Source organism: Phytohabitans kaempferiae, assembly GCF_042433955.1.
Lineage (GTDB): Bacteria > Actinomycetota > Actinomycetes > Mycobacteriales > Micromonosporaceae > Phytohabitans > Phytohabitans kaempferiae.
This window is the reverse complement of record NZ_JBHLUH010000046.1, coordinates 18,203-43,948: the sequence shown is the minus strand read 5'-3', so window position 1 is coordinate 43,948 and position 25,746 is coordinate 18,203. Positions and strand designations below refer to the sequence as shown.

At 70.0% G+C, this 25,746-nt stretch carries 19 protein-coding genes, 1 tRNA gene, 1 pseudogene and 2 CRISPR repeat arrays (1 of these 23 running past the window's edge); of the genes and pseudogenes, 9 read left to right on the top strand and 12 right to left on the bottom strand.

Translation table 11 applies throughout. The features are described from left to right. The first annotated feature begins 31 nt into the window (after positions 1-31). Positions 32-3,136, top strand: a complete 3,105-nt coding sequence (locus tag ACFFIA_RS22500; protein ID WP_377253594.1) for a discoidin domain-containing protein — start codon at positions 32-34, stop codon at positions 3,134-3,136. 366 nt (positions 3,137-3,502) lie between these two features. Further along, positions 3,503-5,815: an LLM class flavin-dependent oxidoreductase gene (locus ACFFIA_RS22495; RefSeq protein WP_377253593.1), complete on the top strand. Its 2,313-nt coding sequence runs from the start codon at positions 3,503-3,505 to the stop codon at positions 5,813-5,815. Positions 5,816-5,824: 9 nt separating this feature from the next. Here the strand turns inward: ACFFIA_RS22495 and ACFFIA_RS22490 are convergent, their stop codons facing one another. The 7 genes from ACFFIA_RS22490 to ACFFIA_RS22460 all read right to left on the bottom strand — a co-directional run bounded on the left by ACFFIA_RS22490 (position 5,825) and on the right by ACFFIA_RS22460 (position 10,941). After that, entirely contained in the window at positions 5,825-6,334 is a 510-nt protein-coding gene (locus ACFFIA_RS22490; protein WP_377253592.1) for a MarR family winged helix-turn-helix transcriptional regulator, read from the bottom strand. 63 nt (positions 6,335-6,397) lie between these two features. Then, positions 6,398-7,285 carry a TIGR03619 family F420-dependent LLM class oxidoreductase gene (locus ACFFIA_RS22485; protein ID WP_377253591.1) on the bottom strand — a complete coding sequence of 296 codons (888 nt, stop codon included), beginning with the start codon at positions 7,283-7,285 and terminating at the stop codon, positions 6,398-6,400. A gap of 3 nt (positions 7,286-7,288) precedes the next feature. After that, positions 7,289-7,798, bottom strand: coding sequence for a nucleoside deaminase (locus ACFFIA_RS22480; RefSeq protein WP_377253590.1), 510 nt, complete (start codon positions 7,796-7,798; stop codon positions 7,289-7,291). After that, positions 7,795-8,823, bottom strand: a complete 1,029-nt coding sequence (locus ACFFIA_RS22475) for an ROK family protein (RefSeq protein WP_377253589.1) — start codon at positions 8,821-8,823, stop codon at positions 7,795-7,797. Before ACFFIA_RS22475 ends, ACFFIA_RS22480 begins: the two co-directional genes overlap by 4 nt. A gap of 39 nt (positions 8,824-8,862) precedes the next feature. Continuing rightward, the gene (locus tag ACFFIA_RS22470) at positions 8,863-9,519 is read right to left on the bottom strand and encodes a class I SAM-dependent methyltransferase (protein ID WP_377253588.1); all 657 of its coding nucleotides are present in this window, start codon (positions 9,517-9,519) and stop codon (positions 8,863-8,865) included. Next, positions 9,509-9,853: a tRNA-binding protein gene (locus ACFFIA_RS22465; RefSeq protein ID WP_377253587.1), complete on the bottom strand. Its 345-nt coding sequence runs from the start codon at positions 9,851-9,853 to the stop codon at positions 9,509-9,511. Before ACFFIA_RS22465 ends, ACFFIA_RS22470 begins: the two co-directional genes overlap by 11 nt. Before the next feature lie 5 nt (positions 9,854-9,858). Continuing rightward, complete coding sequence (locus ACFFIA_RS22460) at positions 9,859-10,941, bottom strand: hypothetical protein (RefSeq protein WP_377253586.1); 1,083 nt, start codon at positions 10,939-10,941, stop codon at positions 9,859-9,861. A 145-nt stretch (positions 10,942-11,086) separates the two neighbouring features. Here ACFFIA_RS22460 and cmk point away from each other — a divergent pair, with 145 nt between their 5' ends. From cmk to ACFFIA_RS22440, 4 genes are all read left to right on the top strand, one after another. After that, positions 11,087-11,776, top strand: coding sequence for a (d)CMP kinase (gene cmk / locus ACFFIA_RS22455; RefSeq protein WP_377253613.1), 690 nt, complete (start codon positions 11,087-11,089; stop codon positions 11,774-11,776). Further along, positions 11,773-13,152, top strand: coding sequence for a ribosome biogenesis GTPase Der (gene der / locus ACFFIA_RS22450; protein ID WP_377253585.1), 1,380 nt, complete (start codon positions 11,773-11,775; stop codon positions 13,150-13,152). Before cmk ends, der begins: the two co-directional genes overlap by 4 nt. A gap of 213 nt (positions 13,153-13,365) precedes the next feature. Continuing rightward, positions 13,366-13,442, top strand: a tRNA-Pro gene (locus tag ACFFIA_RS22445). Between the two features lie 112 nt (positions 13,443-13,554). Further along, complete coding sequence (locus ACFFIA_RS22440) at positions 13,555-14,772, top strand: tyrosine-type recombinase/integrase (protein ID WP_377253584.1); 1,218 nt, start codon at positions 13,555-13,557, stop codon at positions 14,770-14,772. A 637-nt stretch (positions 14,773-15,409) separates the two neighbouring features. Here the strand turns inward: ACFFIA_RS22440 and ACFFIA_RS22435 are convergent. From ACFFIA_RS22435 to ACFFIA_RS22425, 3 genes are all read right to left on the bottom strand, one after another. Continuing rightward, complete coding sequence (locus ACFFIA_RS22435) at positions 15,410-16,222, bottom strand: pPIWI-associating nuclease domain-containing protein (protein WP_377253583.1); 813 nt, start codon at positions 16,220-16,222, stop codon at positions 15,410-15,412. Between the two features lie 736 nt (positions 16,223-16,958). Continuing rightward, positions 16,959-17,597 (bottom strand): hypothetical protein, encoded by a 639-nt coding sequence (locus ACFFIA_RS22430; protein ID WP_377253582.1) that lies wholly within the window; start codon positions 17,595-17,597, stop codon positions 16,959-16,961. A gap of 210 nt (positions 17,598-17,807) precedes the next feature. Continuing rightward, the gene (locus tag ACFFIA_RS22425; protein ID WP_377253612.1) at positions 17,808-18,215 is read right to left on the bottom strand and encodes a transposase; all 408 of its coding nucleotides are present in this window, start codon (positions 18,213-18,215) and stop codon (positions 17,808-17,810) included. A 91-nt stretch (positions 18,216-18,306) separates the two neighbouring features. Between ACFFIA_RS22425 and ACFFIA_RS22420 the strand changes: the two genes are divergently transcribed. From ACFFIA_RS22420 to ACFFIA_RS22410, 3 genes are all read left to right on the top strand, one after another. Continuing rightward, positions 18,307-19,608: a hypothetical protein gene (locus ACFFIA_RS22420; protein WP_377253581.1), complete on the top strand. Its 1,302-nt coding sequence runs from the start codon at positions 18,307-18,309 to the stop codon at positions 19,606-19,608. Positions 19,609-20,239: 631 nt separating this feature from the next. After that, complete coding sequence (locus ACFFIA_RS22415) at positions 20,240-20,911, top strand: IS5 family transposase (RefSeq protein WP_377253580.1); 672 nt, start codon at positions 20,240-20,242, stop codon at positions 20,909-20,911. Next, positions 20,812-21,147 carry a transposase gene (locus ACFFIA_RS22410; RefSeq protein WP_377253579.1) on the top strand — a complete coding sequence of 112 codons (336 nt, stop codon included), beginning with the start codon at positions 20,812-20,814 and terminating at the stop codon, positions 21,145-21,147. The genes ACFFIA_RS22415 and ACFFIA_RS22410 overlap by 100 nt, the downstream gene beginning before the upstream one ends. A gap of 524 nt (positions 21,148-21,671) precedes the next feature. Continuing rightward, a CRISPR array of direct repeats spans positions 21,672-22,921; the repeat unit is 28 nt; unit sequence GTGCTCCCCGCGCACGCGGGGATGGTCC. Positions 22,922-23,038: 117 nt separating this feature from the next. Here the strand turns inward: ACFFIA_RS22410 and istB are convergent. Further along, positions 23,039-23,839, bottom strand: coding sequence for an IS21-like element helper ATPase IstB (gene istB, locus ACFFIA_RS22405; protein WP_377253578.1), 801 nt, complete (start codon positions 23,837-23,839; stop codon positions 23,039-23,041). After that, a pseudogene (gene istA, locus ACFFIA_RS22400) lies at positions 23,839-25,235 on the bottom strand (IS21 family transposase). The gene istB and the pseudogene istA overlap by 1 nt, the downstream one beginning before the upstream one ends. A 190-nt stretch (positions 25,236-25,425) precedes the next feature. Then, a CRISPR array of direct repeats spans positions 25,426-25,746; the repeat unit is 28 nt; unit sequence GTGCTCCCCGCGCACGCGGGGATGGTCC; it runs 2,760 nt beyond the window's last position.

The window sequence follows — 25,746 nt, the reverse complement described above, 5'->3', positions numbered from 1 at the left end:
TCGCGACGACACCGAGCTATGGGGAGGTGTCATGCCGTCGCATCGCCGTGTCACGGCCGCGTTTGTCACCGCCACGCTGGCGGTGGGCGCGCTCGCGGTCATCGAGCGCGCACCGGAGCCCGCGGCCGCGGCGGCGGTGCTCCCGTCGGGCTTCCAGGAGCAGACCGTCTACTCCGGGCTGACCCTGCCGATGAACATCGAGTTCGCGCCCGACGGGCGGGTCTTCGTGGCGGAGAAGGGCGGCCGGATCGTCGTCTACGACAACCTGGCGGATACGACGCCGACCACGTTCGCCAACCTCGCGGCCAACGTGCACAACCAGAATGACCGAGGGCTGCTGGGGCTGGCGCTGCATCCGAGGTTTCCGACTGAGCCGTGGGTCTACGTGCTCTACACGTACGACGCGCCGCCGGGCCAGAGCGCCCCGGTGTGGAACGACAACTGCGGTGCGGTCGGCGGTGCCAACGGTGGGCGGTGCGTCGTGACCGCGCGCCTGTCCCGGCTCCAGGCCGCCGGCAACGTGATGACCGGCGGCGAGCAGGTGTTCATCCACGACTGGTGCCAGCAGTACCCCAGCCACTCGGTGGGCGATCTGCGGTTCGGTGCCGACGGGATGCTCTACGTGTCGGCGGGCGACGGGGCCAGCTACAACTTCGTCGACTACGGCCAGCTCGGCTCGCCGCCGAATCCCTGCTCCGACCCGCCCAACGAGGGGGGTGCGCTGCGTGCCCAGGATGTGCGCGGCACCGCCGACCCGACCGGGCTCGACGGCACCATCCTGCGCCTGGACCCGGCGACCGGCCTGGCCGCGCCGGGCAACCCGCTGGGGGCCAGCGCCGACGTCAACGCGCGCCGGATCGTCGCACACGGGCTGCGCAACCCGTACCGGTTCGCGATGCGTCCGGGCACCAACGAGCTGTGGCTCGGCGACGTCGGCTGGGGGACGTGGGAGGAACTCAACCGGTTGGTCGACCCGGTCACGGGCGTGACCAACTTCGGCTGGCCCTGTTTCGAGGGGGCTGGCCGGCAGGACGGGTACGACGGCGCCAACCTGCCACTCTGCGAGAGCCTCTACACCGCCGGTGGCACGACCGCGCCCTACTACGCGTACGGCCACTTCGCGCCGGTGGTGGCCGGCGAGGCGTGCCCCATCGGCGGCTCGTCCATCTCCGGCGTGCAGTTCTATCCGAGCGCCGGGCCCTATCCGGCGGCGTACCGAGGTGGGGTCTTCTTCGCCGACTACTCGCGCAACTGCATCTGGGCGATGCTCCCCTCGGCGACCTCCGCCGGCCTGCCCGACCCGGCCAACCGGTTGACCTTCGTGTCCGGCGCGGCGACCCCGGTCGACCTCGCGATCGGTCCCGGCGGCGAACTATACTATGTGGACATCGCGGGGGGCACGGTGCGACGGATCCGTTATTTCGCCGGCAACCAGCCGCCGGTCGCCACGATCGCCGCCACGCCGACGTCGGGGGCTGCGCCGCTCACCGTCCAGTTCGACGGCTCGGCGTCGTCCGATGTGGACCCGGCAGACCAGGGTCGGCTGCGGTACGAGTGGGACTTCACCGACGACGGCACGGTCGACGCGACCACCGCGCGGGCGAGCCACACCTACCCGGCCGGCGGGCCGTACACGGCGCGGCTTCGGGTCTACGACACGCTCGGCGCGAGCGGCACGCGTACGGTCGCGATCCAGTCGGGAAACGGCGCGCCGGTCGCCGTCATCGACAGCCCGGCCGCCTCGCTCACCTGGAAGGTCGGCGACACGATCACGTTCAGCGGCCGGGCCACCGACCCGCAGCAGGGCACGCTGCCGGCGTCGGCGCTGCGCTGGCGGCTGTTGCAGCACCACTGCGTGGCGCCCACCAACTGCCACGTCCACGCCTACCAGGACTGGGTCGGTGTGGCGGGCGCGTCGTTCCCGGCGCCCGACCACGAGTATCCGTCCTATCTGGAGCTCGTGCTCACCGCCACCGACGCGAGCGGGCTGGCGAGCACCACGAGCGTGCGGCTCAACCCGCGCACGGTAAACCTGACGTTCGCGAGCAGCCCGCCCGGGCTGCGGGTCGCGGTGGGCTCGACGGCACAGGTGACCCCGTTCACGCGTACGGTCATCCAGGGGTCGGCCACCTCGGTCAGCGCGGTCACACCGCAGGTGCTCGGCGGCACCACGTACACCTTCGCCAACTGGAGCGACCGCGGCGGCCAGACCCATGTGATCACCGCGCCCACGACGGCGACGACCTACACGGCGTCCTTCGCCTCCGCGATCCGCGTGCCCCGGGCCAACCTGCGGGTCCGGTCGTTCGACAGCCAGGAGACGGTGGGGGAGGACGGGCGGGCCACCAACGCGATCGACGGCAACCGGGCCACGTTCTGGCACACGCGGTGGCAGGGCGCCTCGCCGCCGCATCCGCACGAGATCCAGCTCGACCTCGGCAGGACGTACGCGGTGACGACGCTGTTCTACCTGCCGCGGCAAAACCTCGACTACGGCCGCATCGCGGCCTACGAGGTCCACGTCTCCACCGACGGCACCAACTGGGGTACGCCGGTCGCGACCGGCCGGTTCGTCAACTCCACGGCCGAGCAGGCGGCCGCGTTCGCGTCCAGGCCCGCGCGGTACGTGCGGCTGCGCGCGCTCGGCGAGGTCAACAACCGGGCCTGGACCACGGTGGCCGAGCTGGCGGTCGGTGTGATCGCGCGGCTGCCGCAGTCCAGCATCCGCGTGCGGGCGGTGGACAGCGAGGAGACCGCCGGTGAGGACGGGCGCGCGGTCAACGTGCTCGACGGCAATCCGGCCACCTTCTGGCACACGCGGTGGCAGGGGGCGTCGCCGCCGCATCCGCACCAGATCGAGCTGGACCTCGGCGCGATCCGCTCGGTCAGCTGCGTCCACGTGCTGCCAAGGCAAAACCTTCGCAACGGTCGGATCGCGCGGTACGAGGTGTACACGGCGACCGACCCCAACGTGTGGACCACGCCGGCGGCCAGCGGCACATGGCCCGACGGCACCGCCGAGCGGGAGGCGTGCTTCACCACGCGTTCCGCCCGGTACATCCGCGTGCGGGCACTGTCCGAAGTGAACGGTTCACCGTGGACGGCGGCGGCCGAGATCACGGTCGCCGGGGTGTGACGAGGGCCGGCCGCGGGGCGGTGTCCCGCCGGTGCAGGGCGTTGCGCGCGTCGATCTGCTGGGCGGTGGCGATGCGCTGCGGCCGGCCCTGGCCCAGAAAGCTCACCAGCCAGTGCGGCGCAGCGCCTTAATGGCGAACAGGCCACCGAAGCCGGCACCGACGACCACGACGCGGCGTGGCGCGAGGGCGGGGGTGGTGGTGCGGCGATCAGTCGTGTGACCAGGACGGGTGAGCACAGCGGGGCGTGACCATCGCGGGCCCGTGTGTGACGCAGCTCAAGGTGGGCCGGCGCCGCCGCGACGTACTATAGGTTGGTCCACAAAATATCTGCCAGGCAGACATCCTGTACGGCAAACGATGGGGAGATGAGAGCGGCGATGCCCGACTACGGCCATGAGCTGCTGTTCGGCACGTTCGTCACGCCGAGCGCGCACGATCCCGACCGCGTGGTGGCGCTGGCCGAGCTGACCGAGGCGGCCGGCCTGGACCTGGCCACCTTCCAGGACCATCCGTACAACGCCGAGTTCCTGGACACCTGGACGCTGCTGAGCTGGGTCGCCGCCCGCACCCAGCGGCTGCGCGTCGCGGCCAACGTGCTCAACCTGCCGCTGCGCCCACCGGCCGTCCTGGCCCGCGCGGCGGCGAGCCTGGACCTGCTCTCACACGGGCGGTTCGAGCTGGGCCTGGGCGCCGGAGCGTTCTGGGACGCGATCGAGGGCATGGGCGTGCGCCGGCTGACCGCCGGGCAGGGCGTGGCGGCGCTGCGGGAGGCGATCGACATCATCCGCGGCGTCTGGGACGAGGGCGCCCAGGGCCCGCTGCGCCACGACGGCGAGCACTACCCGGTGCCTGGCATGCGGCGCGGCCCGGCGCCGGCCCACGACGTCGGCATCTGGCTCGGCGCCTACCAGCCCCGGATGCTCGCGCTGACCGGCGAGAAGGCCGACGGCTGGCTGCCGACCCTGGAGTACATCCGCACGCCGGACCGGGTCACCGCCAACCGGCTCATCGACGAGGCTGCCGTCGCGGCCGGACGCGACCCGCGGCAGATCCGCCGGCTGCTCAACCTCTTCCAGGTCGAGGTCTCGCCGCACGGCCGAGGCTTCCTGCGCGGGCCGGCCGAGCAGTGGGTCGAGCAACTGCTGCCGCTCGTCCTCGACGAGGGGTTCAGCGCGTTCCTCGTCGGCCGCGACGACCCCCGCCTCATCCAGACCTTCGGGCAGGAGATCGCCCCGGCGCTGCGCGAGGCGGTCGCCCGCGAGCGGGCCTCGGCCGGCACCTCGACCGGACCGGCCCGCCCGGCCATCGCCCTGGCCAAGCGCCAGCCCGGCGTCGACTACGACGCGCTGCCCCCGGCGCTGGCCGCCAAGGCCGTCGAGCCCGGCGACCCGGAGTACGACCGGGTCCGGCACACCTACATCCGCCGCGGCTCGCCGGCACTCGTGCTCCGGCCGGGCAGCGCCGCCGAGGTCGCCGACGCGGTCCGCTACGCCCGCACACAGCACGTGCCCCTGTCGGTACGCAGCGGCGGCCACGGCATCAGCGGACGCTCCACAAACGACGGTGGCATCGTCATCGACCTGTCCCGGCTGAACAAGATCGAGGTGCTCGACCGGGCCAGCCGGCGGATCCGCCTCGAACCCGGCGCCCGCTGGGGCGAGGTGGCCCAGGCGCTGGCGCCGCACGGCCTGGCGATCAGCTCCGGCGACTACGGCGACGTGGGGGTCGGCGGGCTCGCCACGACCGCCGGGGTCGGCTACCTGTCCCGCCGGCACGGCCTCACCATCGACCACGTCGTGGCCGCCGAGATCGTGCTCGCGGACGGCCGGCTGGTACGCACCGACACCGAGCACCATCCCGACCTGTTCTGGGCAATCCGCGGCGCCGGCGGCAACTTCGGCATCGTGACCGCCCTGGAGCTGGAGGCGGACGAGGTCGACACCGTCGTCTACGCCCACCTCGTCGCCGACGCGACCGACACCGCCGGCCTGCTGGAGCGGTGGGGGAGCCTGGTCGAGGCGGCGCCCCGCGAGCTGACCAGCTTCCTGTCGATCTACCACAGCCGGCGCCGGCCCACGCCGCTCGCCCAGATCACGCTCGTCCACGCCGGCGACGACGTCGACGCGGCGCAGGCGGTGCTCAGCCCGTTTCTGGAGGTCGGCCCGATCCTCGACCAGCAGGCGCAGCTCGTGCCGTACGCGGCGATCCTCGCGCCGGCGCACAACCGCCACCACGGCCAGGGGTTGGAGGACACGCGCAGCGGGCTGCTGCACCACATCACCGCGGAGGCGGCGGCCACGCTGCACACGATCGTCCACTCCGGCGACGTCCTGGCGATGCAGATCCGCAGCGTCGGCGGTGCGGTCAACGACGTGCCCCGGGACGCGACCGCGTACCCGCACCGGAGCCAGAACTTCTCCGTGCTCGCCGCCGCCGCACCGGAGCACCGGGAGCGGCTGGACAAGCTCTGGGCCGAGCTGTACCCGCAGCTCGACGGCATGTACCTCAGCTTCGAGACCGACACCGACCCGCGGCGGCTGCTCGACGCCTTCCCCGAGCCGACCCTCGGGCGGCTGCGCGAGCTCAAGGCCGTCTACGACCCCGACAACGTCTTCGACCGCAACTTCCCGATCCCGCCGGCGAACCCGGCCGAGCCCGCCAAGGAGCCGATGCCGTAGGCGGCGAGATCAGCGTCCTGGCTGGTCAGGCTCGGCCAGGACGCTGGTCACCGCGGCACAGGGATCGGTGCCCGGCGCAACCTCCTGGATCGCCTCGGCGGCCCGCTCGGCGGCGTCACGGAAGGCGGCGCGCTGCTGCTCGGGCAGGCCGCCCAGCACGTGATCCTCGGCGTGGGCGACCCGCCGCTCGGCCTCGGCGAGCACCTGCCGCCCCCGCTCGGTGGCGACGATCCGCCGGGCCCGGCGGTCGCGCGGGTCGAGCCGCCGCTCGATGAGGCCAGCGCCTTCCAGGTCGTCGATCACATATGTGAGCACGCTGCGGTCGATCACCAGCCGGGAGGCGAGGGCGCCCTGCGTCGGCACCTCCTCGTGCACGACCACGGCCAGGATGTGGTAGCCCCGGCTGCCGTGCGGCAGGTCCTTCAGCGCCTCCTCGACGTATTCGTGCCAGCGGCGCAGCACCATGCCCAGCGACCAGCCGAAGTTTGACCCGCGCTGGCGGGCGGCCTCGACGGACATGACCCCCAGTCTAACAGGGTGTGTTGATCCCAATATGTGTTGTGACACAAACCATTTGTGCGCCTACGCGGCGACCACCGCGGCCAGGGTCTCCCAGTCACGCTCCGGCGGGCGGCGGTCGCCGGGATGGTCGGGGCTGGTGTCGAGCACGACGTACGCCGCGCCCAGCTCGATCAGCGTCGCCAGGTCGCCCCGGATCTGCGCCAGGCTTCCCCGGCCGAACGGCCGGCCCGTCTCCAGCAGCGCGCCCTCGGTCACCTGGGCGCGCATCCGCGGACAGAACGCCGGCACCGCCCGCCCCTGCCGCTCGGCCTCCTCACGCAGCAGCGGCAGGGTCGCCTCGACCCGTTCCAGATCAAGCTGGTTGGGATGCCAGGCGTCGCCGAACCGGACCACGCGCCGCACCGCCGCCGGGCCCCAGCCACCGATCCACAGTGGCGGATGCGGCGCCCGCGCCGAGCGCGGACCGGTGGCGACGTCGCGGAAGCTGACATACTCGCCGTCGAACGAGACCACGTCGTTGGCCCAGGCGTCGGTGATGACCCGCAGATACTCGTCGGTCATCCGCCCCCGCTCGCGAAACGGCACGCCCACCGCCGCGAACTCCGCCTCCGACCACCCCACACCGGTGCCGAGGATGAACCGGCCCCCGGTAAACTGGTCGATGTTGTTGGCCATGCGGGCGGTCAGCAGCGGATGGCGATACGGGACGACGGCGACCGTCGTGCCCAGCTCCAGCCGCTCGGTGAGCCCGCCCAGCCAGGCCAGCGTCGCGAACGGATCGTAGAACGGCGACGGATACAGGTCGGTCACGTCCCGCGTCGGCGCCACATGGTCGGACATCATCGCCAGGTCGAAGCCGTGCGATTCGGCGAACCGGACCCAGCCCCGCAACAGGTCGGGCGTGGCGGTCGGGCCGAAGTTCGGGACGAACAGGCCCAGCTTGGTCACCACTCACCACGCTCCGCTCTGCTCTGGCCCAGGCCCTCGCGACCGCCGCACCTCGAGGTATCGGCGAAAAGGCTCGCCGGCGCCCTCTGTCGGCACGTGGACGATCTGGTCCGGCGCGGCCTCGCGAAACAGCCGCTGCATGCGCACCAGCAGCTCACCGTGCACGTCGGGCGCGGGATAGCCCAGGTCGGGCACCTCCTCCTTGGCCGCCGCGTAGTAGATCCGCTCGACGCCGGCGGTGGCCGCGACCGCGTGGCAGATCGCGCACGGCTCGCAGCTGGAGACGACGATCGCGCCGCTCACGTGCACCTGGCCGACCAGCGCGCACGCCGCGCGTACCGCCGTCACCTCCGCGTGGGCGGAGGGGTCGCGGTCGTGCAGCGCGGTGTTGACACCGGTGGCCAGCACCGCACCGTCACGGACGACGAGCGCGCCGAACGGAAGCTGGCCCACCGCGGCGTTGTCGAGCGCCAGCCGCACCGCGCGGGCGGCCAACTCCTCGACCCCCGTCACGTCGCCACCAGGCCGAGGGCCGCCAGCGCGGCGCCGCGCGCCCCGGCCATGTCCAGATCGGGTACGAGGGCGAACGTCGTCGCCTTCGCCTGCTCCTCGCGAAGCTGCGTGTGCGCGCGGACCCGGTCGAGGAACCAGTCGCGGAAGTCGTGCGCCGCCTCGACCACACCACCACCGACGAAATACGCGTTGGGGTCGGTGAAGTTGGCCGCGATCGTGAACAGCCGCCCCAGCGCCATCGCCTGCTGCTCGAAGATCCCACGGGCCAGCGGATCACCCCGCTCGCCGAGCCCGCGCACCTGCTTGGCCGCATCCTTGATCGGCACCGAGGCCAGCGGATGGTCGGGATGGCGGGTCAGCCAGTACGGCAGCAGGTTCTTCATGATCCCGGTCAACGACGCCACACTCTCCGCGTCACCGGCGAAACCGCAGTTGCACGCGGGAAGCGGCTGGTCGTCGGCGAGCAACCCATGCATCGGGATGTGTACGTGCCCCAACTCGCCAGCCATCCCCGTGGCGCCCTTGACCACCTGCCCGGACTCGATCACGCCGCCGCCAAGCCCGGTGCCGACGATCGCGGAGATCGAGGAACGGTGCGGCGCGTCAGCGCCGAAGTGGGCCACGTGCGCGTACAGCGCCGCCGCGTTGCCGTCGTTGTTGTAGACCACCGGCAGACCGAGGCGCATCTCCAGGGCCGAGCGGATGTCGAAGCCGTACCACTGCGGGAGCGCGAAGTTGGTCGCACCCTTCGCCGAGAGCACACCGTCGGCGCTGGACGGACCAGGCGTGTCCAGCCCGACCGCGCGCACCGCGCCGAGGTCGGTGCCGGTCAGCTCCAGCACCATGTCGACCGAGCGGGCGAGGGCGTCCAGCGCTGCGGCAGGCCCGTCGAGCACGCAACTGGGCGTCTCCACGAGACGGTCCACCAGGAACCGGCCGCTCTCGTCCACCACCGTGGCGTTGGTGGCCGTGCCACCGACATCGAGGCCGACAACCACACCATTCGCTAGAGGTCGCACGAGCATGATCCTACGGACTTGCCGCGCGGACGGGGGAGTGCCGAATCAGCGTACGGCGTGGTAGGCGAGGCCCACGGCGCCGTACGCGCGCACGCTCACCCGCCACCCCCGCGCCGCCAGCCAGGAGGTGAGCACCGGGCGGCGGTAGACCGACGACGTGAACGGCACGGCGGCGAAATGCACGCCCACCTCGTCGCCGACCAGGTCACCGACCAGCCCGCAGGCCTCGTAGTACTCGCCGCGCACCGCCGCCGCCAGAGCCGAGGTGTCGTACGTGAGCACCAGCGCGTCCGCCCCCGCCGCCGCCACCGCGTCAAGCGCCCGGGCCGGGTCGGGCAGGTCTCCGAAGACGTTGAACGGGAACGCCACCAGCAGCGGCCCGCCCGGCAGCCCGAGCGTGCCCAGGTCGACCACGTCGGCGCGGACCGCCATGCCACCGGCCGCCCGGGTCGCCGCCACCGCGCCCTCGGCCAGGTCGACACCGAGGTAGTCGAGCCCCGCACCGGCCGCGGCCGGGCGCAGCAGGCTGCCGTCGGCGCAGCCCACCTCGACCAGCCCTCGGTACGCCGGCAGCAGCGAACCGGCCAGCCGACGCTCGGCGTCCAGGTGGGCGCGTACGGCCGGCGGCTGGGTCGCGATGATCCGCTCCCAGCCCTGCTCGAAGAAGCCGGCCAGCGAACGGGTCGCCTGCTCAGTAGACACGGCCACCGGGCTGGGCGCCCCGGTCCGGGCGAAGCAGCGACAGGCCCCCGTCCTGGGCCGGCACGCCCAGGATGAGCACCTGCGACTGGAAACCGGCGATGTTGCGCGCGGGCATGTTGACCACGCCCACGACGAGCGTGTCGAGCAGATCCTCAGGGCGGTAGTCACGGGCGGCCTGCACGCTCGACCACCGCTCGCCCACCTCCGGGCCGAAGTCGACCAGCACCTTGTAGCTGGGCGTACGCGCGCGGGGGAACTCCTCGACCTTGAGGACCCGGCCGGCCCGCATCTCCACCTTGGCGAAGTCGGGGTATTCGATCAGCTCGTCCGTCACGGATCTCAGTGTGCCAGCGAGGGACCAGGGGCGCCCCCGACCCCACGCGGCACCAGACGCAGGATCACCACCTGGTCGTGGCGGCTGCCGTACTTGGCGTCGAAGAGGGCGATCACCGTGGCACGGCGGGACCTGTCGTGCGGATCGAGGCGGACCAGGTCGAAGACCCCGCCCGGCCCGCCACCGCCCACCGCGAGGCTGAGCTGGCGGGCACCGTGGTCGGTGAGGTGGTCCAGCAGCGCCGAACCGTCCACGAACCAGTCGTCCTCCAGCCGCACGAAGTGCGCCTCGCTCGTGGCCAGATCGGCGGTGTCCAGGCGCACGGTCACCGACAGCGTCATGAACTCGTCCATCCGCCGCGTGGTGCGGTCGGTCCACAACTCCTCGAAGCGGCCCGCCACGAACTCGCCCAGCGGGCTGGACATGAACGCCTCGATCTGCCGCGCGTCGTAGGCCCGCACCCCGACCGGGAAGAACGAGATGAACGCCTTCTCGTCCCACCGGTACAGCTGGATCGAGGGGGAGGCGTCGTAGACGCGCACCTGCAACTGGCGGGCGGTGAGCGGGTCGAGGCCGCGGCGCAGGTGGTAGAGGTGACGCAGGTTATCCATGATCAATACCGGCACCTGCGTGTGGTGCAGCTCCTCGGCCCGCTGCTCGGCCGCCGCCGACTCCGGATCCAGCAGTAGCACGCGCACCTCGACACCGTTGCGCAGCGCGAGCGTGAGCGCGGCCAGGAACCGCTCGCGGTGGCGCTCCTCCAGCAGCCCGGTCCAGGTCTCGAGGATGTCCACCTCGGTCTGCGCCGCCGCGATGTACGACACGAGCTGGTCGTGGTTGAGCGTGCGGTGCTGCTCGACCGCGTTGCGCCGCATGTCCTCGAAGATCGGGTCGAACACCACGAATGACAGCGCCACCATGATCAGGCTCGCGCCGAGGTTGACCAGGATCTCCTGCCCGTACCCGGTGACGTCCTTGCCCGCCACCAGCAGCGTGACACCGGTGACGCCGAGCAGCGCGGCGAGGATGATCTGCCGCCGCCGGGAGCGCACGAACAACGCGGTCGCTGACCTGGCGGCCTGGCGCATGTCTTGACCCTCCCCAGGGGCATGATGTCGTTGCAGCGTACTAAGTGACGCGCGGAGACAGGTGGCGCTGGCATGCGCGTCCGGGCGACCGGGCATGATTGAGAGTGGCCCAGGTTGTTGTGCGCGAGGAGGCGTGGTGTCGGAGATGGTGGGGTCCGGGCGGTGTGTGGTGGCCGTGGACGGCCCGTCCGGTTCGGGCAAGTCCACCGTCTCCCGCCGGCTCGCCGCGACGCTGGGCGCGCAGTACCTCGACACGGGAGCCATGTACCGGGCCGTGACCTGGGCGGTTCTGACCTCGGGCATCGACCCCCATGACGCCGAGGCGGTGGCCAAGGTCGCCGGGGAGCTCGACCTCGACGTCGGCACCGACCCCACCGAGCCCCACGTGTGCGTCGATGGCACTCCGGTCGACCGCGCCATCCGCGGCCCCGAGGTGACCGCCGCGGTGTCCGCGGTGGCGGCCGTCCCCTGGGTACGCCAGCTGCTGGTGGCCCAGCAGCGCAAGATCATCGCCGCCGTCGGCCGGATCGTGGTCGAGGGCCGCGACATCGGCACGGTGGTCGCGCCGGACGCCGAGCTCAAGGTGTACCTGACCGCGTCCGCCGACGCCCGGGCCCGCCGCCGCAGTGCGGAGAACGCCGCCGACCTGGTCGCCACCGCGGCCGACCTCGACCGCCGCGACCGCCTCGACTCCACGCGCGCCGCCGACCCGTTGCAGCAGGCCGCCGACGCGGTCGTGCTGGACACCACCGAGCTCGGCATCGACGAGGTCGTGGCCCGGCTGCGGGGCATGCTCGACGGGCGTTCCTCCGGTGCTTTCGGGGGTGCGGCATGAGCCTGGAGGCCGTTCCCCAGGAGGAGGCGGTCACCGGCCCGGTGCCGGTCGTCGCCGTGGTCGGCAGACCCAATGTCGGCAAGTCCACTCTGGTCAACCGCATCATCGGCCGCCGCCAGGCGGTGGTGGAGGACACGCCCGGTGTGACCCGCGACCGCGTGCCGTACGACGCGCAGTGGTCCGGCCGGCAGTTCACCGTCGTGGACACCGGCGGCTGGGAGCCCGACGCCAAAGACCGCGCCGCCGCCATCGCCGCCCAGGCCGAGGCCGCCGTGGCCACCGCCGACGTGGTGCTGTTCGTCGTCGACAGCACGGTCGGCGCCACCGACGTCGACGAGGCCGCCGTCAAGATGCTGCGGCGCAGCGCCAAACCGGTGCTGCTGGTCGCCAACAAGGCCGACAACCAGAACATCGAACTGGAGTCGGCGGCGCTGTGGTCACTCGGCCTCGGCCAGCCCTACCCGGTCTCTGCCCTGCACGGCCGAGGTTCCGGCGACCTGCTCGACGCCGTGCTCGAAGCCCTGCCCGAGCCGCCCCCGGTCACCGAGCCGGGCCCGCGCGGCCCGCGCCGCGTCGCGCTGATCGGCCGCCCCAATGTCGGCAAGTCAAGCCTGCTCAACCGCTTGGCCAGGGAGGAACGCGCGGTCGTCGACTCGGTCGCCGGCACCACCGTCGACCCGGTCGACAGCCTGGTCCAGATCGGCGGCGAGACCTGGCAGCTTGTCGACACCGCCGGGCTGCGCAAGCGGGCCGGGCGGGCCAGCGGCACCGAGTACTACGCCAGCCTCCGCACCGCCGGCGCCATCGAGGCCGCCGAGGTCGCCGTCGTGCTGCTCGACGCCAGCGAGCCGATCAGCGAGCAGGACCAGCGCATCCTCGGCATGGTCACCGAGGCCGGGCGGGCACTGGTCATCGCGTTCAACAAGTGGGACCTCGTCGACGACGACCGCCGCTACCAGTTGGAAAAGGAGGTCGACCGCGAGCTGCGCCGCATCCCGTGGGCGCTGCGCGTCAACATCTCCGCCAAGACCGGCCGCGCCGTCGACAAGCTCGCGCCCGCGCTGCGCACGGCCCTGGACAGCTGGGAGACCCGGGTACCCACCGGCCAGCTCAACCAGTGGCTGACCGCGCTCGTGCAGGCCACCCCCCATCCCGTGCGCGGCGGCCGGGCACCACGCGTGCTCTTCGCGACCCAGGCCGGCACGCGGCCGCCACGGTTCGTGCTGTTCACCACAGGCCCCCTGGACGCGGGCTACCAGAGGTTCGTCGAGCGCAAGCTCCGCGAGGAGTTCGGCTTCGCGGGCAGCCCGGTCGAGGTGTCGGTACGCCCCCGCAAGCGCACCGGCCCCGGCGGCCGCGGCAAAGCCCACGGCTGACACCGCCCGCCCCGGCTTGGGGCGTTCGTCTCCGGTTCGACGTGGTGGCGGTGGTGTCGGACCGCGGCGGGTGTGTCTTTGCTCTGCTTCCGCCGGCCTCGCCAGCCGCCGGTGATCGCGGCACGCCGCCGCCGGCGGTGGGGCGTGTGCGCGACGCCGGGACGATTGCGCTACGCTGTACCGGCTGCCGCGGGCGAGTCCGCTCGACGGCAACGGGACGTGGCGCAGTTTGGTAGCGCACTTGACTGGGGGTCAAGGGGTCGTCGGTTCAAATCCGGCCGTCCCGACCAGGGTTGACCAGGCAAGATTCAAGATCTTGCCTGGTTTCCGCTAACGGTTCCGCTAACGGTGATCGCGCATAGTCGGTCGTGTCCTCGCCCCGTTAGCGGAGGAGATCGACCCGTGGCTATCTACAGCTACCGGTTGGCCCGTGGCCAGACCCGTTGGATGTTCACCATCGACCTACCGCCGGCCGCCGATGGGCGCCGCCGGCAGATGAACCGCAAGGGCTTCCTGTCCCAGGCCGCCGCGCAGGCGGCGGAGACCGAGGCCCGCAAGACCTACGCTCGTGCCGACCTGGCCGCGGACGGGAGCCTGGCCGCCGAGTTGGAGGCGTGGCTCGGTGAGCGGGAGCTGGATGTCCAGCAGACCACTCTGGGCAACTACCGCGACATCGTGCGCTGCTACATCGTCCCGCACCTGGGCAGTCACCAGGTGTACACGATCACCAAGCGGAGCATCCACGACCTGTACAAGACGCTGCTCAAGCGGGGGAGCAGGCGCGGTGGGCCGCTGTCGCCGACCACGGTCCGGAACGTGCACAAGGTCCTCATGAAGGCGCTCAAGGATCTGCGGATCGTCGTCGAAGGGGTGCGGGAGCCGCTCAAGGCCGAGCGGGAGACGCCGGGCCGCAAAGGGGTGTGGACCGCCGCCCAGGCGTCCCGGTTCCTGTCCCAGCACACCGGACATCGGCTGTACGCGGCGTGGGTCCTGGCCATCGTCGGTGGCCTGCGTCGCGGTGAGCTGCTCGGGTTGAAATGGGACCGCGTCGACCTGGACGGTGGTGTGGTCGCTGTTCACTGGCAGCGGACCACGACCTCCCGGCATGGTGCCATCGAGAAGACGCCCAAGGGCAGGAGCAAGCGCACCGTCGCCCTCGGGCCCACCGCGGTAGCCGCCTTGCGTGCGCACCGGCGTGGCCAGGAGGCGGAGAAGCGGGCAGCCGCGGAGCTTTACGACGACGGCGGCTATGTGTTCTGCCGCGAGGACGGCCGGCCCTACTACCCCCGGTATCTGACCCAGGAGTGGGAGCGGTGCTGCCGGGCCAGTGGTGTGCCGGTGATCGCGCTGCATGATGCCAGGCATACCTCGGCCACGGCGGGGGCGGATGCGGGCGTGCCGCAGCACATCATGAAGAACCGGCTCGGTCACGCTGACCAGCGGACCACCGACGAGATCTACACCCACGTCCTGGACCACAGCGCGCGCAGGGCGGCCGAGCTGATGGAGACGGCCATCTTCGCCCCTGCCCGTGCGGGCGTCGGCCGTGAACCCAAGGTGGCGTCCAACCCCACGCGACGTTTGGCCGCTGCCCGCCGCCGTATCCGGCGGACAGCGTAGCCGGCGATGGTTGTGGCCGCCGCTCCTCGCGGCGGCCACACCGTTGTTGGCGCGACTGTGAAGCCATGCCCTTGAGGCTGGGGCGTCAGCAAACGCCAGTCGAGGAACGGAAGACGAGAGAGCCAGGTCTAGCAGGTCGGTTGAGGGAAGTACGTCAGCCCCGTTCTCCACCCGGAGGGCGGGGCTTTTGCTTGCCCTAGACTTGTGCAGCTTGGGCATCTGCGCGATCTTCAACAGGGCGGACGAGCCGAAATTCGCGTCTACCAACGGATGTCGCGCTTCACCCGGGCTGACCGGCCCGTTCTGCCTGTTCGAGCTGCCGCACCCATACCCGCCCGTCGGCTACCAGGATGGGCTCGGTGGGCCGTGCTACATCGAGGCACCGCAGGCCGAGCGTTTCGCTGACGTCTACCGGCAGCTTGCCGACGCGGCCATGGGCCTGTTCGAGTCGGTAGGACTAATCGAGAAGCGGATTGCGGAGCTGGAGCAGCCGTGCGTAACCGATGCCGCGGTTTCGCACCCCGCCGTTCCCGGTTTCTGCTTCCGGCGACTCACGGCCCAGGTTTGTACGGAAGGCCGGGCAGGATGCCGCTGCTGCTGCCTTCCAGCGGCGGCGGCATCTCCACGTCCAGTTCCGTCAGGCTCCCCGAATCACAGTCGAGAGAAAACGAACGGCACCCTCAACACGCACCTTGAGCGCGCGCAGGGCCGTCATGTCGAGTTTGCCCGCCTCGCCGTGCGTGCTCGAGTTGAACACCTTGAACAGGTTCAACACGTCGTTGATGTCGGTCTCAACGAAGTTGCCCAGGCTGGCATGGTTCGCACCGTACTTTGCGAGAAGGTAGTTGATCTTCTCTCTGCGAGCCACCCGGCCATCCGGCAGCCGCGCCCCTGGATTCGCCGCGAGCACGGCGGTATCCGGAGCCTTGATGTCGATCATCTGCACGATGACCTCACGCGAGCTGGTGCAGAAGTGTCGGGCAGCGTCGGGGTTGCGAGGGTTAAGTGCGAACAGTGCGCCACGCCAGCGCTGATCAAGATCCGCCGAGACTGCCGAAAGTTCGTCGGTAAGCGCCGTGTCTTCCAACTCCTCATCGACCGCTGCGCCGAGGAGGGTGTTTGCTACCCGTGCGCTGTTCGCGGTCTCCGCCTCGGCCAGATCGGCCAAGAGTTGCCCGCGGTCATCCCAGTAGTCGGCCTCCACTTCAACCTGGCGGAACGCGGTGTGCAAGGTATAGGTAGATGTCTGTGTGACCGTGTAGCGCGTGGTTGATCGCTGGCTGCTCAAGCGGGCCAGTTCGGACCGAAGCCGCTGTTGATTGGCGCGTACGCGAGCGTTGTGTGCCCGCGCCTCGCGGTTGTAGTTGTCGACCGCGCGCTGAAGACCGCGCACGGCTGTGTTGTAGTCGCTGATTGCCTTACGAGACTTGGCTTGGGCCTGACGAATCATGCTTCTAGCCTGGGACGGGGTGATCCGACGCACCATTGCGCACCTCCGTCGCACAAGTGTACGGCACTTAGTACCCAAGGCTGTGGATGTACACGTGCCGCCGGCGTGAGCTGTGCCGTCCGTCGATAGCTGGTTTTCTATATACGCACGTCTGCCGTGGTACGAACCGTATGCTCCCGCGCGCAGCGCTCCCTCTGCTGCCAGGTTTCTTGCTCCAAGACCTTCCAAACCAAAAGACGAGCGTGGCTCGCCCCGCGCCCGTCCCTCCCTTGGAGAGCAGCCGTTCCTGATCTTGGCCGGGCAGGTAAGCGCACGCGGGGTTTCGGGGAGGGCAAGGCCAAGCCGCTTCGCGGTCGCCTTCGGCGAGCCTTGCCCTCCCCGAAACCCCGCGTAGGAGCGTGGTTGCCCGACCGAGGAGATCAGCCCGCAGGTTCGTGCTGTCCGGCAACCGCAAGGTCAACGGTCGTTGCACCTGCCTTATGTATCCGCATGAGCCGCTTCACGCTACTCATCGCTGATGCCGTACTTCTCGGCCGTCTTGGCCTGCGGTAGTCCTGCAAGGCGATCTTGAATCAGGTTCATGACCTGGTCTTCACTCAACCGATCTTGCAGCGCTCGCCTTCGGCTGGACGCGCAGGGGAGTCGACGCTCCGCCGACGTTGCGGCTTCATCGAGCCCCGAGCGATCTGCCGAGCGGCATGGTCGAGGTCATCCAGGCGAGGACTGCGTTGCAGGCTCAGGCCGTGTCGGGGTGATGCTGTCGGTCTGGGACTTCGGCTACTGACGCGTGCTGCTCGGCGGCCTGTTCCTGCTTGAGGCCGTCCGCGTATGCACCGATGCAGAGCTGGAGCAAGAAGAGACGTCCCGGTGTGACCTCATCGGCTTCGACATCGCCGAACTGTTTGAACGTGCCGAGGCGGATCTCGATCCGGGTCCAGAATCGCAAGATATCGCGCAGAATCTCCACGGCGTCGGTGAAAAGCTGCATGTCCGGCTCGAACGCCGGATCGACAATGTATTTCCCAAGCTCGTGGACAAGATCGTGGCGGTGGGCGTAGATCGCATCGAGCCGGTCCGCCTGCTGCAGAGAGATGGCCTCGGCGTGTACCAGCCACAGCAGGGACGCGCGCATTTTGCGCTTCTTCGGATCCAGCGCAAGCACCTCGGCCTCGTAGCCGGCCTCGTTGTAGGTCATGCCGGCCTCATTGAACCCAGTGCAGTAGAACGATCGGACCTCGTCGATCACCGACTCTTTGATCATCTCGTGAGCGATCTGGTAGACGCCCGCGAAGGCCAGCGTCGCGCGGATCCGCCACGGCTTGAGCTTCGCCTCCAACAGCGCCTTGTACGCCGCCCGATCAACGTCCCCGTTCATGCGGTCGAGTGTCAGCCTAACCGGCCGCACAGCGCGACACGGTTTCACCCGCGGTGATGCTGGCTGTTGTCGGCGTGCAGCTTGGCCGGCCGCCGACGCCGGCGGCCTCGCGCTGCCCGCACGGGCGCGACCGAGTCCAGCAGCGGGATCAGCGGCTGGGAATCGTGGGTGTTCGCGGCGGAGATTAGGCAGGTCAGCGGTACACGGCGGTCACACAACACATAGATCTTGCTGCCGGGTTTGCCGCGGTCGACCGGGTTTGGCCCCGTGAGGTCCCCCCTTTCTCCGCACGGACCGTGATCGAGTCGACCACGGCCCGGGACCAGTCGATCTCGCTGACCACGCCGAGCCGGTGCAGGAACTGCTGATGTAGCCGTTGCCAGAGGCCGTCCGCGGTCCACTGCGTGAACCGGCGATGCGGGGCGACCGTCTGATGCCGAACATTTGCGCGGGCAGCTTCCGCCAGCAACAGCCCGCCTGGACCAGGTACACGATCGCCGCCAGCATCGCTCGGTCATCGGCCCGCCGCTTACCGCCATCCTGCGGACGTACTGGCTGAGGCGGGATCAACGGCTGCGCCATCCGCCAGAAATCGTCCGGCGCCCAGGCACGAATCATCTCCTGTACCACGGAAGAAAGATCATGCCGTAGGCCAGACCACTATCCATCTAGGACGCCCCCTAAGCTTTGCTGGGACCAGGGGGAGACGATGACTAACGACGACAAGGCAATCGTGCCAGTGTGGACGCTGGCGACCGGTGACGGCCGGGTGTCGGCGATGATCGGAGACGAGCCGATGACGGTTGAGCGCTTGGCGGAACTGCGCAGTGTGCTGGCCGTACTTGTCGCCGAGCCGATTGCCACACTTGAGCTACATCCGCTATCCGGCGACCTCGACCGCAGCCGGGGTATCCCGCTCGATGCCGCGAGTCCGTTGGCGCAGCACCTGTCGCAGCTCATCACACAATCAGCGCGACGTTCCTCGGTGGCTGCTACCGCTGCCGGCGAAGGCCTGTATCGCATGGTGGTTCCGGCGAAGGTTGCCGCCCAGTTCGGTCAGGGCATCGTTCGCCCGATGGCGTCGAAGGCGGCGGCCGGTGGCATCTACGGCACACTCGTGAACTCGACGGGTATCGCCGCGAACGCGACGTTCGTGCCAGTCGGTAAGGTGGCAGCGGCCGGCGCGGTCGGTGGAGCCGGCGCGACAGCCGGCGCAGCTGTCGCCGGCAGCGCGGCGCTCACCGTGGCCGCGCCGCTCGTGCTCATGGCCGTGGCGGTCGGATTGAGCGCGCATGCCGACTACAGGCGGCAGCAGGCGGTTGAACGCATCACAGAGTTGCTGGAGCAATTGCACGAGCAGAAGCTCGATGACGAGCGCAGCGAACTCGACGGCTGTCGCGACGCCATCGACAAAGCCACCGCCATCCTGCTCGACCAGGGCAAACTCGGTGTCTCGCTCGGACTTGACTCGGCAGTGCATGCCATCGGCAAGGCGCTGGCCGCCACCGACCGCCGCCTCGCCCGTTGGCAGAACGCACTGGACAAGCTGCCCGACGGCAAGGCCGTCGAGATCGACCTGCTGACCAAGTCGTTCCCTGGCGTGGACGAGCACGGCGGCACCTTCCGCGCCCACCTCGAACTCGCCGCCTTGGCCGTAGCACTGAAGCGGCGGGTCATCATCCTGCAGGCCGTCGACCATGCGCAGAGCGACCCGGGCAACTTGTTCGAGAACTTCACCCGGGCCCTCAGGGCTGACCAGCAGCGCCTCGACAAACTGGAGTCGAACATCGCCGGTGTGCTGGAACGCCTGTCGGCGCTCGAGCTGGCACGCCCGCACGGTCTACTGCCTGTTTTCACGACGGGTGAAGTCGATCGCCTCATGCGCGCGGCAAACCGGATTCACAAGCTGGGCGACGGAGTTGTTGTCAACGGCCGCGCCACCGACGTGGCGGTTGAGATCGTCCGCGACAAGGACGGCTCGGTGGTGGTGTTTCCCGCGCTGCCCGCGTAGACATGCCTGCGCTACGTCTACTACTGCGGGAGCCACCAGCAGAGTGGGCGCTAGTGCCGCGTGCCCGTGCCATCGCACCAAGTGGTCACGTAGCGTGACGAAGGCGCAGAGTGCGCTCACGATCTTGTCAGCGCGGCGCGGAAACGAACCGCCGTGATAGTCACGGATTGCCCCTGAACAGGGAAAACGCGGTTCCTATTCTGCCACGTTTGGTCCACACTGTTTCCGCACGTCGTCTGGTCAGTCCTCAAGCCCCAGTGGATAGTCTGAAGATCATTTGACCGTCGTTTGACCGTGGACTGAGCCTTCCGAGACCCCAGCACGAGACACAGGTCACTACCGCCTGCGCGCGGTTGACCGGCGGCAGCTTGGTCTGGCTGCTGGCCTGTGAGGGTGTCTTGATCTCTATCGGATGTGACGGGGCGGGTCCGGCCATCGGGTGGATCCGATGGTGGCGGCAGGCCCTTGATCCGTTGAGCTAAGAGCCGTTTGAATAACTGACGCGGTGGGAGGGCAGGGCACGCCGGTCTGTGTCGGCGGGGTTGGGACGGCGTGTCGTGCTGACGTGGGGCGGGGTCGTTAGGTACGAGAACTGGCGACCAAACCACGCCTCACCCCAACGACCCCTGCCATGGATTTCTACCTTGTCGCGGGCGCCGGCGCATCCACCGCGCCGGCGTCGGCTGTCCATCATCTGCCTACCGAACGGCCGCGCCGCTATCCGTCGGACACCAGTGACGTCGAGTGGCAGATCATGGCCGAGTACATCCCGGTCGGCGGCACCACGACCAAGGGCGGCCGCCCGGTCTGCTACCCGCGCCGCGACATCGTGGACGCGATCCGGTACGTGGACCGCACCGGCTGCCAGTGGCCGGCGCTGCCGGCGGACTTCCCACCCTGGCACACCGTCTACTACTACTTCCGCAAGTGGAGCCGTGACGGCACCCTGACCCGCATGCACGACGGGCTACGCACCCGACTGCGCCTGGCCGAGGGCCGAACCGCCGACCCGACAGCGGCGGCAGCCGATTCCCAGAGCGTGCGCGCCGCCGAAACCGTCGCCCGCACCAGCCGCGGCTACGACGCCGGCAAGAACGTCAACGGCCGCAAGCGGCACATCGTGGTGGACACCACCGGCCTGCTGCTGGTCGTGCTGGTCACCGCCGCCTCCGTGCAAGACCGCGACGCGGCCCGCCTGCTGCTATGGACCGTGCGGGCCTGCTTTCCCAGCATCCGCAAGCTGTGGTGCGACGGCGGATACAGCGGACACCTGGTCACCTGGGCAAAACCACCCTCGGCCTGACCATCGACATCGTCCGCAAACTCGCCGGACAAGTCGGCTTCCAGGTCTTACCCCGCCGCTGGGTAGCAGAGCGCACGTTCGCCTGGATCAACCGCTGCCGCCGCACCGTCCGCGACTACGAGAAACTGCCCGCTCACCACGCCGCGATGGTCCAGTGGGCCATGGTCATCGTCATGACCAAACGCCTGGCCCGCCTCCAAGCCCGCCACCAACATCTTGCTCCGCGAAGGGCCTAACGCAGTTATTCAAACGGCTCTAAGCCTCGTTCAGTGTGGTGTGCCAGTGCTTGTAGGCGTGTGGCACATCGGCCTTGACTGGGAGGAGTTGACTCGGCGCCGTCTGGTGATCGAGGAATCGGAGTGTGATGAGCCTGAGTGGTACGAGATCTGCCGGCCACTGTAGACGTGTCCACGGCGGGCCGTTGTTCGGTCTTGGTCCAGATGCGAGTCGCGGGCAGCACTGGATGGGGGCGTCTTGTGCTGTTCCTTCTTCGGCTCGGTGCCGGCTCGTTTGACACGATCCAACCTTGACCTACCTGGCCCTGGGTGTGCCGGTCATGGAGCCTTTTGAAACCCGAAGCGGGCATCGAGAAGGTCGAGAGGTCAAAGCTCGGCGATTCTGGACAACGGCGACCGCAACCCATGAGCACGGCCCTGTCGAGGAGCTGGGCGCTAAACTCCTGCCGGTCAGATCAGACGAGCCCGCCAACGAAGTGAACGAAAATCTGCCGAGCGCCCCACAAAACCCCAGGTCAATAAGTGTGCTCCCCGCGCACGCGGGGATGGTCCGGCTGGTGCGACCGCGTACCCGGCTACCACACCGTGCTCCCCGCGCACGCGGGGATGGTCCCAATACGTGGTCGTTCGACCGGCTCACCTTCAAGTGCTCCCCGCGCACGCGGGGATGGTCCCGCTCAACATCTATGTCGGGTACAGCCTGGACAGTGCTCCCCGCGCACGCGGGGATGGTCCGTGGCAGGTAGACGTCCCGCCCGATCCGGGATGGTGCTCCCCGCGCACGCGGGGATGGTCCCCCGTTTTCCGCGGCCAGCATGGCGGAGTGCGCGTGCTCCCCGCGCACGCGGGGATGGTCCGGTGATGGGCACGCTCGGCGTGGCGAGATGCACGTGCTCCCCGCGCACGCGGGGATGGTCCCAGCGCTCCGATCATGTTCCAGATCGGCGGGTAGTGCTCCCCGCGCACGCGGGGATGGTCCCAGAACCTTGACCTGAGAGCCCCGCTCGGCGATGTGCTCCCCGCGCACGCGGGGATGGTCCCGACCCCGCCCAGTTGACGCTGCCGCTGCGCAGGTGCTCCCCGCGCACGCGGGGATGGTCCGTTGCTGTTGACCGTCGCGCCAACGACGGACGTGTGCTCCCCGCGCACGCGGGGATGGTCCGACGCCGGAACGGGCGCGCGGATCGTGCTGAATGTGCTCCCCGCGCACGCGGGGATGGTCCCAGCGAGACCAACCCCAAGCTCGCCGCGATCACGTGCTCCCCGCGCACGCGGGGATGGTCCCGAGGTCGCGCAGTGAGCGCCGACCAGCCCGCCGTGCTCCCCGCGCACGCGGGGATGGTCCGTTTGCGGTGCACGAGTTCTACGCCAAGGGCATCGTGCTCCCCGCGCACGCGGGGATGGTCCCGCGCGACGCACAAAGGGGCGGAGGCGAGCCCTGTGCTCCCCGCGCACGCGGGGATGGTCCCGCCTCGTGCACGGTGAAGTCGCCCGGCTCGTGGTGCTCCCCGCGCACGCGGGGATGGTCCCCCGTGTCGAGCGTCTTGCGGACCGGGGGGCTCGTGCTCCCCGCGCACGCGGGGATGGTCCGCGGCGCGCGGTGAGGTAGGCGTTCAGCCGCTCGTGCTCCCCGCGCACGCGGGGATGGTCCCAAGAGTGAATGAGCTGATCCTGACCCTCATCGCGTGCTCCCCGCGCACGCGGGGATGGTCCGGCGTTTATTGCCGCGGCGATCGCCGCCGGCTAGTGCTCCCCGCGCACGCGGGGATGGTCCCACGGCGGTCGGTACGCCGGCTCACTGGTGGTTGTGCTCCCCGCGCACGCTGTCAACGGCCAAGCTGATGTATCCACTGGTGGCCGTCTGAATGTCCCCACCTGTGGCCGTGTCAGGTCATGGTCGGCTCCTGGTGGTGCGGTTGCGGGCCTCCCGCATGCGGAACGATTCGCCTTCGGTGACGATGACGGTGGCGTGGTGTAGCAGCCGGTCGAGCAGGCTGGTCGCGGTGACGTGTTCGGGCAGGAATCGGCCCCACTGCTCGAACGGCCAGTGTGAGGCTATGCCCAGGGCGCGGCGTTCGTAGGCGGCGGCGACGAACCGGAACAGCAGTTGGGTGCCGGTGTCGTCCAGGGGCGCGAAGCCGATCTCGTCCACGATGATCAGTTCGTTGCGTAGCAGGGTGTCGATGATCCGGCCGACGGAGTTGTCGGCCAGCCCGCGGTAGAGCTGCTCGACCAGCTCGGCGGCGGACAGGTAGCGCACCTTGTAGCCGGCCTCGACCGCGGCGTGCCCGAGCGCGATCAGCAGATGTGTTTTGCCCGTGCCGGCGGGCCCGACCAGGCAGAGGTTGTGCGCGGCGCCGATCCACTGCAGCGCGGCCAGGTAGTCGAACGTTGGCTGCGGCACCGAGGAGACCTGGACTTTGAACTCGTCGAGGGTCTTGGTGACCGGGAACGAGGCGGCCTTGAGCCGGTTGGCCTGGTTGGAGGCATCCCGGGCGGCGATCTCGGCGTTGATGAGGGTGCGCAGAACCTCTTCGGGACTCCAGCGTTGGATTTTCGCGGTGGCCAGTACCTCGCCGGCCTGGCGGCGGATCGTGCCCAGCTTCAACCGGCGCAGGCCATCGACGAGATCCGCGGGCAGCGGCGCCGCTTCGGCGGCGGGCGGGGTGCTGGTGCGGGTGCGGGGCGGCATCAGGCCACCTGCCGTAGGGCGTCGGCGCGGTAGGCGTCCAAGGCGCGGGTCGGGACCGGCGGCAGCGCCGCCGAAAGCGTTGCTCCGGCGGCGGTGGGTTTAGGCGCGGCCGGGCCGGCGGCGAGGATGCCGCGCAGGTCGTCGGCGGTGAACCGCTTGAACTGCGTCGCCCGGACCAGGGCGGCGACGACCTGGTCGCGGCCGTGCGCGGCCTCGAGCGCGACGATGTCGGCCAGGTGCGCGGCCAGCCGGGCGGTGCCGGCCGCGGCGGCGGCGCGTAGGAACGCCTCCGCGGGTTCCCCCAATGCCACAAACGCCTTCTCCACCTGGGTGCGCGGCCGCACCGCGCGTTGCGGTTTGCGCGCCGGCCCTCGACGGTGACGACCTCGACGTGCTGGCCGACCAGGCGATGGGGCACCGAGTAGCGGGCCGACCCGATGCGCACCGTCGACAGCTTGTCCACCTTGCGCATCACCGGTCGCCGGACCGAAAGCTGCAGAGACGGCAAAACCCGCAGCACCGGCCGTTCCTCAACCAACCTGGCCTCGGGCACCGCCTGCGTCTCGGCGTGCACGCAGGCGTTGACCTCCTCGCACCAGGCGGCCGCCGCGGCGTTAGCCACGCTCAGGTCACCGCCGAAGTCGTCGGCCGGGACCACCAGATCCGACTTGCTGATACGCACCACGGCCTCGACCGCACCCTTGGACTCGGGATCCTTGGCCTGGCAGAAGTCGGGCCGGAACCCGTAGTGCGCGGCGAACCTGACGTATTGCGCGGTCGGCACCACCACGTTGGCGACCACGCCGCCTTTCAAGCAGCCCATCCGGTCCGCGAGGACCACGGCCGGCACCCCGCCGGCAGCCTCGAAGCACTCGGCCAACAACCGCAACGTCGTCTCCAAGGACTCCTCGCGGGTGAACCGCACGAACCGCCACCGCGACCAGGCCAGCACAGCGCAGAACAGCTTCAATCCCTTGTTCGGACCGGACGTTACGGTCCCGTAATCGATCAGCAAATGCTCACCCGGCTGCGGCACCCACGGCCGATACACCCGTCGCACCCGCTTCCACCGGCGTTTCTGCTCAGCGACCGCCCGCCGGAACGTGCGCGCCGACCCCGCATACCCCGCCGCACGCGCGACCGGCAGCAGCCGCTTGGCCGTGATCCGCCCGTCGGTGCTCTTCACCTTGTCAAAGATCAGATCCTGGTAGGGCTCGGCCAGCCCGACCGGCACCGACCGGGGCTTGCGGCGGCCCGGCTCCTGACCCGCCGCCCGACGATCCAACACACGCTTGACCGTCTTGTGGGTCGTGCCGCACAACGCAGCCGCCGCACGAAGAGAACCCGTCTCCTCGTACGCGTTGATGATGTCCAACTCCTGCCTCGCAGTCTTCAATAGAGGTGTCCTTCAGGGCCGGGAACTTGACGCTCGCAACGACAAGTCCAGCCCTGGAGGACCCAAAGATCAACAAATCCCCTGCGAGGTGGGGACATTCACGTGGCCACTACCGGAGACTTTGCCATGGCCACGGACACGCACGCGGGGATGGTCCGTTGCCCAGGCGCTGCATCACCCCCGGGCGGCCGTGCTCCCCGCGCACGCGGGGATGGTCCGGTCCGCGCCCACCTCGACCAGCTCCGCGCCAAGTGCTCCCCGCGCACGCGGGGATGGTCCGGGGGAGGGCGCACAAGGGCGCGTGTGGTTACGGTGCTCCCCGCGCACGCGGGGATGGTCCAGGGAGACCGAGATGCAGGCCACCGCCGAGACCTGTGCTCCCCGCGCACGCGGGGATGGTCCGCTCATCCACGGCGTCGATGAGCGCCAGATCTTGTGCTCCCCGCGCACGCGGGGATGGTCCGCTCGCCCGCACGTCCCAGCACCGCAGCAGCGGGTGCTCCCCGCGCAC